The following is a 15,073-nucleotide window of genomic DNA, read 5'->3' on the forward strand; positions in this document are numbered from 1 at the left end:
CGGGCTGGAGGGCGCTCGGGCCTAGCGTGACCGCCATGGCCGACTTCGCCTTCACCGAGATGCTGCCGCTCGGGCCCGACGACACCCCCTTGCGCCTGCTCACCACCGAGGGGGTCTCCAGCTTCGACACGCCTGAGGGGCGATTCGTGAAGGTCGCACCGGAGGCGCTCACGCTGCTCACGCAGCAGGCGATGCACGACATCGCGCACTTCCTGCGCCCGGGACACCTGCAGCAGTTGCGCAACATCCTCGATGATCCCGAGGCGAGCGAGAACGACCGCTTCGTGGCGATGGACCTGATGCAGAACGCGAACATCGCCGCCGGCGGTGTGCTGCCGATGTGCCAGGACACGGGCACGGCGATCGTGAAGGCGAAGAAGGGCCAGATGGTGTTCACCGGCGGCGGAGACGAAGAGGCCATCGCCCGCGGCGTCTACAACACGTATCGCACCAGCAACCTGCGCTACAGCCAGCTCGCGCCGATCACCGTGTACGACGAGCGCAACACCGACAACAACCTGCCCGCCGAGATCAAGATCGCCGCCGTCGACGGCGACAGCTACAAGTTCTTGTTCATGGCCAAGGGCGGCGGCAGCGCGAACAAGAGCTACCTGTTCCAGGAGACGAAGGCGCTGCTGAACGAGAAGGCGTTGCTGCCGTGGCTGTTCGACAAGATGAAGTCGCTCGGCACCGCGGCTTGCCCGCCGTACCACCTGGCGGTCGTGATCGGGGGCACGTCGGGAGAGATCGCGCTCGAGACCGCGAAGCTCGCGAGCGCCCTGTACCTCGACACCCTCCCCCGCGAGGGCAGCCCGGCCGGCAACGGCTTCCGTGACGTCGGGCTCGAGGCACAGGTGCTGCGCCTCGCCCAGCAGACCGGCATCGGCGCGCAGTTCGGGGGGAAGTACTTCTGCCACGATGTCCGGGTGGTGCGCCTGCCCCGCCACGGGGCGAGCTGCCCCGTCGCGATCGCGGTCTCGTGCAGTGCCGATCGCCAGGCGATCGGCAAGATCACCGCCGAGGGGGTGTTCCTCGAGCAGCTCGAGACCGACCCGGCTCGGTTCCTGCCCGACATCACCGGCAGAGAGCTCGACGGTGCAGCCGTCGTGCGGATCGACCTGAACCGCCCGATGGAGGAGATCCGCGCCGAGCTGTCGAGGTACCCGGTGAAGACCCGGGTGATGTTGACCGGCCCGATGGTGGTCGCCCGTGACATCGCGCACGCGAAGATCGCCGAACGCCTCGCCACCGGGCAGGGCATGCCCCAGTACATGCGGGATCACTGCGTCTACTACGCCGGCCCGGCGAAGACGCCCGCCGGGTACGCGAGTGGCTCCTTCGGGCCGACCACCGCGGGCCGCATGGACAGCTACGTCGACCAGTTCCAGGCCGCCGGTGGCTCGATGGTGATGCTCGCCAAGGGCAACCGCAGCCGGCAGGTGACCGACGCGTGCCAGCGCCACGGCGGCTTCTACCTGGGCTCGATCGGTGGCCCCGCGGCCCGCCTGGCGCAGGACTGCATCCGCCGGGTCGAGGTGCTCGAGTACCCCGAGCTCGGCATGGAGGCGGTGTGGCGGATCGAGGTCGAGGACTTCCCCGCGTTCGTCGTCGTCGACGACAAGGGCAACGACTTCTTCGACCTCGTCGACGCGGCGAAGTTCCCGGGAACTCCGGTCACGCTCGGCTGATCACGCCGCGCCTCACTCGAACACGGCGGGCGACGTCGCGAGGCCGCGACGCTCGAACGGTCGGCCGGCAGCCAGCAACTCGTGCAACGGCACCACCTCGTACCCGCGGGCGGCCGCGACGTCGAGCATGCAGGGCACCGCCGCCACGGTCTGGGAGTGACTACCTCCGTCGTGCAGCAACACGATCTGGCCCGGCCCGAGGCTGTTCGCGAACGACGCGCAGAGCTGCGACGCGGTGCGGCGGGGCGTGATCCAGTCACGTAGGTCGACGTTGGTGAACAGGTTGCACTGCCCGGAGTTGGCGAGCGCCCACTGGATCGACGAGCCCTCGGTTAGCCCCGGGGAGCGGAAGTAGGGGGTGCGCACCCCGAGCACCACCGCGATCAAGGAGTTCATCTGCGCGACCTCGGCGGCGATCACCGACGTGCTGTACCGGTGCGACATCGCGTGGTTGCCGACGGCGAAGCCGCGGGCGACGACGCTGCGCCCGATGTCGGGGTAGCTGGCCAGGTTCTGGCCGATCATGAAGAACGTCGCCGTCAGCCCGCGCGCCGCGAAGGAGTCCATGATCGCCTGCGTGTGGTGCGGCCACGGCCCGTCGTCGAAGGTGAACGAGACCATCCGCCGCCCGCCGGTATCGACGCCGCGGATCAAGGAGCCGGGGGTGCAATTCGGCACCGAACCCGTCTTCCAGTCCGTGACCGGCGGCGGCGCCGATGTCGGGGTGACCTGCACCACGGTGCCCCGCCCGGCGAGACGGTACGGGCCGGTCGCGAGCCCGATCGACACCCCCCCGCCCGGTGTCGTCGTCGGCGTCGTCGTCGTGGGAGTCGGCGGCGGCGTCGTCGTCGTGGGCGTCGTCGTCGTCGTCGGAGTCGTGGTCGTCGTGGTCGATGTGGGCCCGGTCGTCGCCGGAGGCAGCGTGGCGGGTGCAGCCGGTGTCGCGAGGACCGCCTGGGACGCGAGCGCGGCGCCGAGCGCAGTCGCCACCAGCAGCGTTCGTCTGCGCATGTTCCCTGCCCGCTCCAGGATCTGGGCGCCTCGGCCCCGCTCCAACCGCTGCCGAGATTAGCTCTCGCTCAGCCCGCGGCGATGCTCGCGAGCAGAGCACGCGTGCGCTTGGCCTCGTCCGCGTGGGCGGGGAACTCGGCAGCGACGAAATCGGTGACGCCGATCCCGGCCAACGCGCGAATGCGGTCTTCGACTTCGGCCTCGCCGCCGACGAAGGCGATGTCGGCGGGCCCGGCGGCACCCTCGCGGTCGAGCATCGCCCGGTAGCTCGGGAGGTGGCCGTACACCTGGAACACCGCTGCGGCACGGTCGTGGGCGGCGGCGACGTCGTCGGTGACGCACACCGGCAGCGCGGCCACGACGCGGGGCTGCTCGCGCCCGGCAGCTTCGGCGGCGGCGCGCAGCGTGGGCACGGTGTGGCTGGCCAGCGTCTTCGGCCCGGTGCACCACGTGAGCGTGCCGTCGGCCAGCGCCGCGGTGACGTTCAGCATCTGCTCCCCGAGCGCGGCGACGACGACACCCGGTCGCGTGCCGCCGGGGACGGCGACCGTGCCGTGGACGCGGAAGGCTTCCCCGTCGAAACCGACGGTGCCGCTCTCGAGCAGAGGCATCAACACGCTCAGGTACTCACGCATGTGGCGCACCGGCTTCTCGAACGACTGGCCCCACATCCCCTCGACGACGATCTGGTGCGACAGGCCGATGCCCAGGCACAGCCGGCCCGCAGCGGCCGCGTTCACGCTCAGCGCCTGCTGGGCGAGCATCATCGGGTGGCGAGGGTAGGTCGGTACGGCGCTCGTACCGAGCTCGATCCGCGGCACCTCGCGCGCGATCACGGCGAGCACGGTGAGCGCGTCGTGGCCGAAGATCTGCGGCAGCCAGAAGCTGTCGAAGCCGGCCGCCTCCACCGCCTTCGCCTCGGCGACCGCCGCGTCGATGGTGCCGTCGCCGAAGGAACCACCGAAGATCCCGAAGTGCATCTCGGGAACCGTACCGGGTCGCTCAGGCCAGCGAGACGAGCTCGAGCCAGTCGTCGCCGAAGTAGTCGAGCTGGCCGTCTGGCATCAGCAGCACCTTCGTCGGTGAGAGGCGGCCGACGAACTCGGCGTCGTGGCTGACGAACACCACCGTGCCCTTCCATGCGGCGACGGCGTCGGCGACCGCGTCGCGGCTCGGCGGATCGAGGTTGTTCGTCGGTTCGTCGAGCAGCAACAGGTTGTTGCGCCCGACCATCAGCATCGCGAGCGCCAGCTTGGTCTTCTCGCCGCCAGAGAGCGTGCCCGCGTCCTGGAACGCCTTCTCTCCCGACAGTCCGAACATGCCGAGCAGCCCGCGCAGCACCGTCTCGGTGAGCACCAGGTTCGCCGGCACCTCGGCGCGCAGGTTGTCGAGCAAGGAGGCCGAGGGGTCCAGGTTGTCGTGCTCTTGCGCGTAGTAGCCGACCGTCACCTGGTGGCCGAAGCGGAAGTCGCCGAGGTCGGCGTCGGTCTCGCCGGCCAGGATGCGCAGCAGGCTGGTCTTGCCGGCGCCGTTCAGCCCGAGCACCAGCAGGCGCTCGCCACGGCCGACGTCGAAGCCCAGGTCCTCGAAGATCGGCGGCCCGCCGTACGCCTTGCACAGCCCGCTCGCGGTCAGCACGGTCTCCCCGCACGGCGGCGGGTCTGGGAACCTGACCGCGATCTGCTTGCCGTGACGGGGGGCGTGCACCCGGTCGTGTTCCAGCCGGTCGATGCGCTTTTCGATGCTGTGGGCCATCGAGGCCTTCGTCGCCTTCGCCCCGAAGCGGTCGACGACCGTCTGCAGCCTGGCGATCTCCTTCTGCTGCAGCAAGGCCTTCTTCGCGAGACGCACCTCGTCGGCGGCACGCGCTGCTCGGTACTGGCTATAGGTGCCGCGGTACTCGACGACGCTGCCGATGGCATCCTCGGACGCGCGGTCGACGTGCAGCACCCTGGTGATCGCCTCGTCGAGCAGGCCGAGGTCGTGGCTGATCACCAGCAGCGCGCCGCGATAGCTGCGCAGGAAGCCCATCAGCCACGACTTCGCGTCGAGGTCGAGGTGGTTGGTCGGCTCGTCGAGCAGCAGCACATCGCTGCCCGCGAACAGGATGCGGGCGAGCTCCACCCGTCGTCGCTCGCCGCCGGACAGCACGCCGATCGGCAGGTCCATGCGGTCGGCGCCGAGGCCGAGCCCGGCGGCGATCGAGCGGGCCTCGGCCTCGGCCGCGTACCCGCCGTTCATCGCGAACGCCTCTTCGGCGCGGCTGAACCGCGCGACGTTGCGGTCGGTCGGCGCCTCTTCCATCGCGATGCGCAGCTTCTCGATGCGCACCAGCTCGTCGTCCACCCCGCGCCCGGAGAGCACGTGGGTGACTCCTTGGCGGCTGTCGGGGACCCCCTCGATGCGCGGATCCTGGGGGAGGTAGCCGATGCCGCCCTTGCGCACGATGCGGCCCGCAGCCGGCTCGGCAGCACCGCCGAGCACGCGCAGCAGGCTGGTCTTGCCGGCGCCGTTGCGACCGACGATGCCCACCTTGTCCTTCGGCATCACGGTGAAGCTGGCCGACTCGACGACGAGCCGGCCACCTACCTCTACCGATACGCCGTGGGCCTGCAGCACCGCACCAGTGTGTGGGAGCGGCCCGCAGGTGACAACCGACGTCGCCAGCGCGCCGGCCGGCCTGCTTCTAGGATCGACGCCGATGCACGCAGCTCGACCGGCGCCCTACCCGGTTCGCGGGGTGGTCGCGACCGGCGCCACGCTCGCCGGTGCAGCCGTGTACGTCGGGATGGTCGAGCCGGGCCGAGGCGGATGGTTGCCGCCGTGCCCGCTCCATGCGGCCACCGGTCTCTGGTGCCCGGGTTGTGGGCTGACGAGGGCCACCCACCACCTGCTGCGCGGCGACGTGGCCGCGGCACTCGGTTCCAACCTCCTCGTGCCGCTCGTCCTCGCCGCGATCGCCCTCGGCTGGTGGGCCACCCTCGCGGTCTCGCTCGGGCGCCCGGCCCCCACCTGGGCGCGGCGAGTCCCGGCCGGAGTGTGGGCTGCACTCGCCGTGGCGGTAGGCACCTTCACCGTGTTGCGCAACTTCGCCGCCTTCGACGCCCTCGCCCCCTGACGGATCACGGCGCGACCCTCGGATGCCCCCTCAGCGAGTCACCCGGTTTCTTCGGCGGGCTCCGTCGGCGGCGGTTCGGCTGTCGTCGGCGGGTCGGTCACGGGTACGTCGGTCGCCGGCGGGCTGGGCACCGTCGTCTCGACGTCGCTGCCCGGCGGCGCGCTCGTGGTCGCCGTCACGCTGGAACCGCCGCCTGAGCTGCCCGAGCTCCCACCTGGCGTACTCGACGGCGCGGACCCGCCCCCGCCTGACGCACCCGAGCCGCCGCCGGACGAGTCGTCGGTGTGCTCCGAGCCGAGGCATTGACCCGCGCCCGACCCCTCGGGCGCGCGTCCGAGAACCAGCGCGATCGCCGTCGCCAGCAGGCCCTGGCCCTTCGACGTGGGATGGATGCGGTCGCCGGCGAGCACGCCGGAGGCCTGCGAGATGCTCGCCCAGTCGACGACCCAGATGTTGTCCCGGGTGAATACTTCTCGAGCGATCGCCGCGTTGACCTCGGCACGGTCGGGCTCGAACTCGCTCACCGTGAGCAACACCACCGGTATGTCGCCCAGCTCGTCGAGGATCTGTCCGAGGGTTGCCGCGTACTCGAGCTGGTCGCCGCGGTAGTTCGTCCCGAGCAGCACGACCGCGGCGTCCCAGGTGGACCCGGGGCGGTCCTCGAGCACCTCGAGGCCGAAGTCCACGAAGCGGCCGGTCTCGGCCTCGACAGCGACGGCCCACCCGAGCGGGACGAGCGTCTGGCAGGCCAGGTTCGTCTGCCGTCGCGACAACCCGGACAGGATCGAGTCGCCGAGCAGCAGCACCCGGTTGCCATCCGCGGAGCCGCCGACGAGGAGGTCGCGTTCGGGGATCGACTCGCCGCTCGAGAACGTGCCCGGCGTCACGGGCAAGGTGTCGACCGTCGGCACCGACGGCGGCGCCTGACCGACTCCGGCCACGGTGCTGCGCCCACCAGCACCCAGGTCACCACCCTCGCTCGCGACCGCGTCGCCGCTCGGCGCGCAGCCGATCAGCGCGGGGGCGAGCGCCGCGAGGAGCAGCGCGGCGATCGTCGGGCGAAGCGGCATGGTCGGTCAAGTCCACCGGACGGGCGGACGCGGTTCAAGTCACCGCGCCGAACGCCCCGGCCAGGGCGCCCGAGCGCTGGCCGCGCCTACCCCTGCGCCTGACTCGCCCCGACCGGGATGCGCGGCTCGCCGGTGTCGTCATCCCACTCGTCGACCTCGTCGGGATGCCCCTCGACGTTGATCGTCGGCAGGATGCGGTCGAGCCAGCGCGGCAGCCACCAGTTGCGGTCGCCGAGCAGCTCCATCGTGGCCGGCACGAGCAGCATGCGCACGATCGTTGCGTCGAGGAGGACGGCCACCGACAGCCCTACTCCGAAGAGCTTGATCACCCGGTCCGACTCGAGCAGGAAGCTGCCGAACACGAACACCATGATCGCCGCGGCGGCCGAGATCACCCGCGCCGTGGCGGCGAGGCCGTTGGCCACGGACAGGTGGCTGTCGCGGGTGCGGTTCCACTCCTCCTTCACCCGCGAGAGCAGGAACACCTCGTAGTCCATCGACAGCCCGAACACGATGGCGAAGAGCATCATCGGCATGAACGGCTCGATCGGTGCCGGCTCCACACCGGTGAGGTCCGAGAACCAACCCCATTGGAACACCGCCACCACGACGCCGTAGGCCGCACCGATGGACAGCAGGTTCATGATCACTGCCTTCAGCGGCACCAGCACGCTGCGGAAGACCGTCATCAGCAGCAGGAACGAGAGCACCAGCACGGCGACGAAGAAGTACGGCAGTCGCGAGGCGAGGTAATCGGAGAAGTCGACGCCGACGGCGGTGAAGCCGGTGACGAACACGTCGGATCCGATGGAGTCCTCGATCGGGGGCAGCACATCGCCACGCAGACGGTTGACGAGCTCGGTCGTCTCCGCGTCCTGAGGCGAGGTCTTCGGGATCACGCGCCACACCACGGCCGTCGGTGCCGCGGGGTCGTTCGGGATGGCCGGTGACACAAATGCCACGCCCGGGTCGGCGCTGAGCGTCGCGGTGACCGGTTCCAGCTCCGCGAAGGACTGCCCGTCGGCGAGGACGGTCGTCAAGAGCAGCGGTCCGTTGAATCCCGGCCCGAACCCGTCGGAGAGCAGGTCGTACGCGCGCCGCGTGCTGGTGCCTTCCGCGAAGTTGCCCTCGTCGGAGAACCCGAGCCGCATGCCGAACACGGGCAACGCGACGATGGCGAGCACGAGCGTGCCGGCGATGGCCGCCGGCCAAGGGCGACGCTGGATGAGCCGGCTCCAGCGGTAGGCGATCGTCTGGCGCAGCGGGCGCGGCGGGCGCCGTGGCACCTGGTTGCGCAGGGGGCGGATGGCGAAGCTGGCCACGAGGACGACGGCCGCCAGCGGGATGCCGAGCAGCAGCGGCGAGATCTTCAGGCCGACGCCGACCAGGGCGATCGCGACCAGCCCGGCTGAGATCAGGCCTCGCCACCTGGTGACCTCGATGCGCTCGCCGGCGAAGCCGAGCAGCGCGGGCAGCAAGGTGAGCGAAGCGACGACGGTGGTGAGCACGACGAGCGCGGCACCGATCGCGAGGCCCGACACGAACGCGACGTTCATCACGAGCATGCCAAGGAAGGAGATCACCACCGTGATCCCGGCGAAGGCGACGGCCCGCCCGGCGGTGTCGATGGCGATCGACGACGCCTCCTCCACCGAGTGGCCATGGTGCAGGTTCTCCCGGTACCTGGTGACGATGAACAGCGCGTAGTCGATGCCGACGCCGAGGCCGATCATCAGACCGAGGAACTGCGCGAAGTCCGGCACCGCGAGGAAGTTCGTCGACAGCAGCAGCAGCATCGTGCCGACGCTGATCCCGGCCAGGGCGACGCCGACGGGTAGACCCATCGCGAGCACCGATCCGAAGGCCACGATCAAGATGACGATCGCGAACGCCAGCCCGAGCACCTCGGACTCGGGAGTCTCGAACTCCGCGAAGGGCTGCCCGCCCACCTCCACCTGGAGGCCTTCGATTACGGGGACGCGCTCGAGGATCAGCTCCCCTACCGCGGCGGAGTCGGAGAACGAGGTGTGTTCGGGCATCTCGATGTCGGCGAACGCGATGAGGCCGGCCTCGGGACCCTGCTGGGCGATGCGGAACTCACCCCCCTCGGCGTACGGGCTGGCCACCGTGATGTCGTCACGCGCGTCGAGCTCCGCGAAGAGATCCTCCATCGCGGCCCGCACCTCGGGGTCGTCGACGCCCTGCTCGGCGCGGAAGACGATCGTGCCCGCGACGCCCGCCCCCTCACCACCGAAGCGCTCGTCGAGGACGTCGAAGCCGCTGCGGCTCTCGACGTCGGGCATCGTGAACTCCTCACGGAAGTCCGACCCCACCGCGCCCGAGATACCGCCGAGCGCGAAGAGCGTGACGAGCCACAGCAACACCACCAGACGGCGACGCCGGTGACACCAAGAACCGAGACGAGCGAACACGGGAAGCTCCCGAGGGGGTCAGGCGGCGGGGAGGGCCGCGAGCGAACTGGCGTTGGAGTATGCCCCTCCAACGCCCCGCGGGGAACGGAGATCCCTAGAGTGTGACCGACGTCCCGTCGGCTGACGCCACGGCGGAGCGGTTGCTCAGCGGTTGCGCAGCGCGTCGCGGATCTCGGTCAGCAGCTCGACCTCGGTCGGGCCCGCCTCCGCCGGTGGGCGCATCTTGTTGTAAGCCTTCAGGATCAAGAACAGCACGAACGCGACGATCACGAACTGCACGATCGCCGTCAGCACGCTGCCGATCATCAGCTTGCTGTCGCCGACGTCGATGGTGATCGAGTCGAAGTTCGGCTGACCGAAGATCGCCGCGATCAGGTTCATGATCACGCCGTCCACGATCGCGATGATGACCGGCGCGAAGAAGAGCGCCATCACGAACGCGATGGCGATCTCCAAGAAGCTGCCCTTGTTGACGAACGCCTTGAAGTCTTCCCAGAGGTTCTTCATGTAGTGCTCCTCAAGTTCCGGGACCACGCGGTCCCGGCTGGTCGGGTGTGGCGTCATTGGAGCACACCACGGAGCCGGGACGCGCGAACCGCTACTTTCCGAGCATGGACAAGGCGTCCGACGAGAGCGATCTCCTCCTCGACCGGATCGACGCGCTGCGGGTGCTGCGCGCCGACACCCCGGAGGAGAAGGGGCGTCTGCTCGAGGAGATCGGCGGCACGGGCAAGCCGGAGCAGGACATCGTCCGTGAGTTGTCCAAGATCAGGCCGCTGTGGCGCCCGGATCGCTTCGAGGAAGCGCACCACCTGGCGATGCGCTCGCTCGAGGTGCTCGACCGCAACGGGGCCCGCCCGGCGAAGATGCCCCGCCTCGGGCCGCTGACCCCGATCGCCCAGTTCGCGGTGCAGCAGGTGAACCGCTGGATCGTGAAGAGCCACCAGAACACCCTCGTCGAGCGTGTTCGCCGGCTCTACGAGCGCCGCGAGGCGAACGCCCCCTGGGACAGCCCGGAGCGGTACCTGCTGAAGCTCGCGCGGACGGACGCCGAGCAGGTGGAAGGGGGTCTGAAGGGCAAGGCCCTCGGCCTGCCGACGTTCCTTCTCGGCGGCGCCTTCTTGTCGAGCATCGTCAGCGGCGTCAGCCGCTTGGTGAGCGGGGTGTTCGGCGACGACGGCAGCGCCTGGGTGCAGGTCGTCATCGTCGCCGCCGTCGTCCTGCTGTTGTTCGCCCTGGCCTGGGTGGTCCTCTACGCGGCGGCGGTGTCACGCCGGCGGATCCACAAGTGCGTCGACCAGCCGATGAAGGCGCTGTACGAGACGATCGGCGCCTGTGGCAACCCGCCGCGCGACCAGTCGTACAACTTCGCCGTCTACGCGCTCGTCTTCCTCGTGCTCGCCGCGATCATCGTCCCCATCGCCGGCACGGTCCTGGTCAGCATCATCCGCTGACGACCCCTAGGGGTCATGGGAGTAGAGGTCCTGGAAGCGATCGATGTCGCGCAGCTCCGTGAACCGCGTCCACCAGATGCCCACCACGACGCACGTCAGCACCCCGCCGAGGACGACCGCCGGCGCGACGCCGAGCAGGTGCGCGGTCACACCGGACTCGAACGCGCCGAGCTCGTTCGACGCGCCGATGAAGACGTTCTCCACCGCCATCACCCGACCTCGCATCTCGTCGGGGGTGGCGAGCGGCACGATGGTGGCGCGGATGAACACGCTGATCGCGTCGACGCCGGACAGCACGAGCAGGGCGCCGAACGCGACCGCGTAGCTCGTCGTCAGGCCGAACACGATCGTCGCCACGCCGAACACCCCGACCGACACGAGCAGCACGCGGCCGACGCGGCGCTGCACCGGACGAACGGCGAGCAAGAGCGTGACGAACACCGCGCCGATGCCCGGCGCCGCGCGCAGCCAGCCGTAGGCGACGTTGCCGACGCCGAGCCTGTCCTCGGCGATCGCCGGCAGCAGGGCGACGGCGCCGCCGAACAGCACCGCGAACAGGTCGAGGGCGATCGCCCCGAGCAGCACCGGGTTGCCACGCACGAAGCGCAGCCCCTCCATCGCGTGGTGGAAGCTCGGCCGCTCGCTCGCCGGCGTGCGGTGCTGGGGCCGGGAGAGGCGCAGCGAGAGCACGGCCGCCGACGCGGTGACGAACATCGTCACCGCGACGAGATAGGGCACGGCGGCATCGACGTCGTACAGGAAGCCGGAGGACGCAGGCCCGACGATCAAGCCGAACTGCCACGTGACCGAGTACAGCGCGACCAGGCGGGGCAGCCCCCCGGCCGGGCCGATCAGTGGGGGGATGGAGCGCACCGAAGGGCTGACGAACGCGCGTGAGGCCCCGAAGGCGAGGGCAAGGCCGTAGATCGGAATCGCGGAGGTCGGGTCGCCGAGCGCGTACCAGGCGAGCAGGGCGCTACAGATGCCTTCGCCGACGAGACCGATCGCGGCCACCTTGCGGCGGTCGAAGCGATCGGCGACCGATCCGGTGACGGCGACGAGCAAGGCCGCCGGCAGGAACTCGGCCAGGCCGAGCAGACCGAGCGCGAGCTCGGAGTCGGTGATGTCGTAGAGCTGCTTGGCGAGAGCGGCGGCCTGCAGCATCGAGCCGAGCGAAGCGACGGTGGCCGCGACGAGGAACGACCTGACCGTGCGGTCGGCGAGCACTTCCCGCCCCGACGGAAGGCCGTCTGCCGGCGCTCGGCCGGCAGGGGCGTCGTCCACCATCCGGGCAAGCTAGCCCTAGGCGCCGTGCTAGACCTCGGCCCCATGTCCGCACTTGCCGACGACACCCGCTGGTTGGACGCGACCGCTCAGGCAGAGCTGGTCTCCTCCGGCGAGGTCAGCGCTCCGGAGTTGGTCGAGGCCGCCATCGAACGCATCGAGGCGCTCGACGGACCACTGAACGCGGTGATCATCCGCTGGTTCGACCGCGCCCGTGAACGAGCGGCGGGCGATCTGCCCGCGGGGCCGTTCCGGGGCGTGCCGTTCCTGCTGAAGGACCTGTGGGCCTACGAGGCCGGCACGCCCGTCACCAACGGCAACCGCGCGCTGAAGGAGGCCGGTTACGTCGCCGACATCGACACGACGCTCGTCAGCCGCTTCAAGGCGGCGGGGCTCGTCACCCTCGGGCGCACCTCCAGCCCCGAGCTCGGCAGCCTGCCGACGACCGAGCCCGAGGCGTGGGGGCCGTGCCGGAACCCGTGGGACACGTCGCGCTCGCCGGGCGGGTCGAGCGGGGGAGCGGCCGCGGCCGTCGCCGCAGGGATGGTGCCGATCGCCCACGCGAGCGACGGCGGGGGCTCGATCCGCATCCCCGCGTCGTGCTGCGGGCTCGTCGGGCTGAAGGTGAGCCAGGGCCGCATCTCGCTCGGCCCATTGCGCGACGAGAGCAACCTCGGCGTGGAGCTGTGCGTCAGCCACACGGTGCGTGACACCGCGGCGCTGCTCGACGCGGTGCAGGGACCCGGCGTCGGCGACACGGTCATCGCCCCCGCTCCGACCCGCCCGTACTCGAGCCTCGGCGCCGACCCGGGCAGGCTGCGGATCGGCCTGCTCGACCGCTCGCCGCGCGGCGACGCCGTGCACGCCGACTGCATGGAGGCCGCGCACGTCGCGGCGCGGCTGCTCACGTCGCTCGGTCACGACGTCGAACCGGGGTTCCCGCCCGCCCTCGCCGACCCGACCGTCGGCGCCCAGTTCGGCGCGCTGTGGGCGACGAACATGGGCACGTCGGTGCAGCGCTTCGGCGAACTGATCGGGCGCAAGCTCACCGCCGACGACGTCGAGGGGGTCAACTGGGCGCAATCCGAGATGGCCCAGCACTTCAGCGCCGTCGACCACGCGCTCGCGCTCGGCGCGGCGGTGTCGTTCCGGCGTGCGGTGCAGTCGTGGTGGACGCTTGGTTGGGACCTGCTGCTGACGCCGACGCTCGCCGAGCCGCCCGTTCCGATCGGCACGTTCGCCAACGACCCCGCCGACCCGGTTGCCCCGATGTACCGCGCCGGTCAGTACGTGCCGTTCACGCCGGCGTTCAACATGAGCGGTCAGCCGGCCATCAGCCTGCCGCTGCACTGGAACGCGGACGGGCTGCCGATCGGCATCCAGCTCGTCGCCGCCTACGGCCGCGAAGACCTGCTGCTGCGCGTCGCCGCTCAGCTGGAGCAGGCCGCCCCGTGGGCCGACCGTCACCCGGGCTGAGCGCTGCGGGGGCTCAGGGGTAGGGGCGCACCTCGACGACGGCGTCGAGCCCGATCGGTCCGTACACGTGGGGGTACGCCTCCGCGGCGTCGCCGAGCTGCTCGACCACGACCGGGGCGCGCAGGCGCTCCTCGTCGATGAGGAGCAGCACCACCTCGCCGGCATCGGTGTCGGCGTAGAACCGCTGGTAGGTGCCGGCGACCTGGGCGGCAGTGCTCGCGTGGATGAAGCCCTCCTCGAAGAGCGTGCGCCCCCGCGTCGACGTGGTGTAGGCGCCTTCAGCCCGGGCGTGCTCCCAGTCCGCGCGCATGGCGAGGTGGTAGATCACCGGGCCGTCCAGCCGCCGTCGACGATGATGCTCTGACCGGTGACGAACGAGCCGGCGTCGCTCGCGAGCAGCAACAGCGCGCCGTCGAGCTCGTGCGACTCGCCCATGCGCGGGATCGGCGAGTTCTGCTGCACGAAGCGCTGGCTGCCGGCGTCGTCTTGCATCTCGGCGGTCATCTCCGACGGGAACCACCCCGGGCACAGCGCGTTCACCCGCACGCCCTTGCGGGCCCACTGCACCGCCAGCTCTCTCGTCAGGTTCACCACAGCACCCTTCGAAGCGCAGTAGTGGGCCTGCTTGACGGGCGTGGACGCGACGTGGCCGAGCATCGACGCGACGTTGACGATGCTGCCGCCACCGGCGGGGATCATGTGCGCGGCGCACAGCTTGGCGAGGTGCCACACCGCGGTGACGTTCACCTCGATCGCGTCGCGGAACACGTCGAGCGACTCTTCCTCCACGGCCACCTTCTGGCCGACACCGGCGTTGTTGACGAGCACGTCGACTCGTCCGAAGCGCTCCACCGCCGCGGCCACGAGCCGCTCGCGCGCGGCGCTGTCGGCGACGTCGGTGGTGACGGCCAGCGCGCCGGGAAGCTCGGCCGCGAGGGCCTCGAGCCGGTCGAGTCGTCTGGCGGCCAGCACGACGTTCGCACCCACCGCGTGGAGCACCCGGGCGAAGCGGTCACCGAGCCCGGAAGAGGCTCCGGTGACGACGGCCGTGCGCCCGTCCAACCGGAACCGAGCGAGAGGGTCGAGCGCGTGGTCGGGGTCACGAGAAACGCGCGAACTGGTCGGTTCGGTGACGGACATGACGTGCAGGTTACGAGCGGCGCCAGGCGCGCGTTCCGATTCGATGACGACCGCTGCAGTCACGTGAAATCCGGTTGAAATCGGCGATTGCCGCGCGATGCTCGGCACCTCAGGAGGACGAGAGATGACGACCGCCACCATCGCCCAGGCCACCACGTCGGCCACGCAGCCAAGGCACACGACCGTGTCGCGCCGCCCGAGCGTACGTGTGTCGCCGTTCCTGCTCGCCGCAGTCGTCAGCACCGTCGCCGCGCTCGCTGCGCTCGTCCTCCACGGCGTGGCCGGCGTCGCCGAGATGCCTCTCGTCGTCGGCACGATCCTCGTCGCCTCGCTCGCCGGCTGGTTCAACACCTCCGGGTCGCTGCGCACACGCCCGATCCGTGGGTGAGCCGCTCCCGCT

15 protein-coding genes are annotated in these 15,073 nt (G+C 70.6%); 6 read left to right on the forward strand and 9 right to left on the reverse strand.

Annotated elements, in window-relative coordinates; translation table 11 throughout:
• The first annotated feature begins 35 nt into the window (after positions 1 to 35).
• Entirely contained in the window at positions 36 to 1,688 is a 1,653-nt protein-coding gene (locus IPM43_04145; protein ID QQS25573.1) for a fumarate hydratase, read from the forward strand.
• 12 nt (positions 1,689 to 1,700) lie between these two features.
• Here the strand turns inward: IPM43_04145 and IPM43_04150 are convergent, their stop codons facing one another.
• Entirely contained in the window at positions 1,701 to 2,309 is a 609-nt protein-coding gene (locus tag IPM43_04150; GenBank protein ID QQS25574.1) for a polysaccharide deacetylase family protein, read from the reverse strand.
• Between IPM43_04150 and IPM43_04155 the strand changes: the two genes are divergently transcribed.
• Complete coding sequence (locus IPM43_04155) at positions 2,296 to 2,760, forward strand: hypothetical protein (GenBank protein QQS25575.1); 465 nt, start codon at positions 2,296 to 2,298, stop codon at positions 2,758 to 2,760. The genes IPM43_04150 and IPM43_04155 overlap by 14 nt on opposite strands.
• 7 nt (positions 2,761 to 2,767) lie before the next feature.
• Here the strand turns inward: IPM43_04155 and IPM43_04160 are convergent, their stop codons facing one another.
• Together IPM43_04160 and IPM43_04165 are read right to left on the reverse strand one after the other, a co-directional pair.
• Complete coding sequence (locus tag IPM43_04160) at positions 2,768 to 3,679, reverse strand: TIGR03564 family F420-dependent LLM class oxidoreductase (protein ID QQS25576.1); 912 nt, start codon at positions 3,677 to 3,679, stop codon at positions 2,768 to 2,770.
• A 22-nt stretch (positions 3,680 to 3,701) separates the two neighbouring features.
• Positions 3,702 to 5,318 carry an ABC-F family ATP-binding cassette domain-containing protein gene (locus IPM43_04165; protein ID QQS25577.1) on the reverse strand — a complete coding sequence of 539 codons (1,617 nt, stop codon included), beginning with the start codon at positions 5,316 to 5,318 and terminating at the stop codon, positions 3,702 to 3,704.
• An 82-nt stretch (positions 5,319 to 5,400) separates the two neighbouring features.
• Here IPM43_04165 and IPM43_04170 point away from each other — a divergent pair, with 82 nt between their 5' ends.
• A complete protein-coding gene (locus tag IPM43_04170) occupies positions 5,401 to 5,817 on the forward strand; it encodes a DUF2752 domain-containing protein (GenBank protein QQS25578.1) in 417 nt (138 codons plus the stop codon).
• Positions 5,818 to 5,855: 38 nt separating this feature from the next.
• On the opposite strand, the gene IPM43_04175 is transcribed toward IPM43_04170, so the two are convergent.
• From IPM43_04175 to IPM43_04185, 3 genes are all read right to left on the reverse strand, one after another.
• Positions 5,856 to 6,887 (reverse strand): hypothetical protein, encoded by a 1,032-nt coding sequence (locus tag IPM43_04175; GenBank protein QQS25579.1) that lies wholly within the window; start codon positions 6,885 to 6,887, stop codon positions 5,856 to 5,858.
• Positions 6,888 to 6,973: 86 nt separating this feature from the next.
• Positions 6,974 to 9,319: an MMPL family transporter gene (locus IPM43_04180; GenBank protein QQS25580.1), complete on the reverse strand. Its 2,346-nt coding sequence runs from the start codon at positions 9,317 to 9,319 to the stop codon at positions 6,974 to 6,976.
• A gap of 144 nt (positions 9,320 to 9,463) precedes the next feature.
• A complete protein-coding gene (locus IPM43_04185) occupies positions 9,464 to 9,826 on the reverse strand; it encodes an MscL family protein (GenBank protein ID QQS25581.1) in 363 nt (120 codons plus the stop codon).
• 104 nt (positions 9,827 to 9,930) lie between these two features.
• On the opposite strand from IPM43_04185, the gene IPM43_04190 reads away from it, so the two are divergent.
• Positions 9,931 to 10,773 carry a hypothetical protein gene (locus tag IPM43_04190; protein QQS25582.1) on the forward strand — a complete coding sequence of 281 codons (843 nt, stop codon included), beginning with the start codon at positions 9,931 to 9,933 and terminating at the stop codon, positions 10,771 to 10,773.
• Positions 10,774 to 10,779: 6 nt separating this feature from the next.
• Here the strand turns inward: IPM43_04190 and IPM43_04195 are convergent, their stop codons facing one another.
• Positions 10,780 to 12,060, reverse strand: coding sequence for an MFS transporter (locus IPM43_04195; protein ID QQS25583.1), 1,281 nt, complete (start codon positions 12,058 to 12,060; stop codon positions 10,780 to 10,782).
• 42 nt (positions 12,061 to 12,102) lie between these two features.
• On the opposite strand from IPM43_04195, the gene IPM43_04200 reads away from it, so the two are divergent.
• Positions 12,103 to 13,533: an amidase gene (locus IPM43_04200; GenBank protein ID QQS25584.1), complete on the forward strand. Its 1,431-nt coding sequence runs from the start codon at positions 12,103 to 12,105 to the stop codon at positions 13,531 to 13,533.
• Positions 13,534 to 13,546: 13 nt separating this feature from the next.
• On the opposite strand, the gene IPM43_04205 is transcribed toward IPM43_04200, so the two are convergent.
• On the reverse strand, positions 13,547 to 13,843 hold the full coding sequence (locus IPM43_04205) for a DUF952 domain-containing protein (protein QQS25585.1): 297 nt from the start codon (positions 13,841 to 13,843) through the stop codon (positions 13,547 to 13,549).
• A 14-nt stretch (positions 13,844 to 13,857) separates the two neighbouring features.
• On the reverse strand, positions 13,858 to 14,673 hold the full coding sequence (locus tag IPM43_04210; protein QQS25586.1) for a glucose 1-dehydrogenase: 816 nt from the start codon (positions 14,671 to 14,673) through the stop codon (positions 13,858 to 13,860).
• A gap of 124 nt (positions 14,674 to 14,797) precedes the next feature.
• On the opposite strand from IPM43_04210, the gene IPM43_04215 reads away from it, so the two are divergent.
• Complete coding sequence (locus tag IPM43_04215; protein QQS25587.1) at positions 14,798 to 15,061, forward strand: hypothetical protein; 264 nt, start codon at positions 14,798 to 14,800, stop codon at positions 15,059 to 15,061.
• The last annotated feature ends 12 nt before the right edge of the window (positions 15,062 to 15,073 follow it).

It is taken from the genome of Actinomycetota bacterium (assembly GCA_016700055.1).
GTDB lineage: Bacteria > Actinomycetota > Acidimicrobiia > Acidimicrobiales > Ilumatobacteraceae > Kalu-18.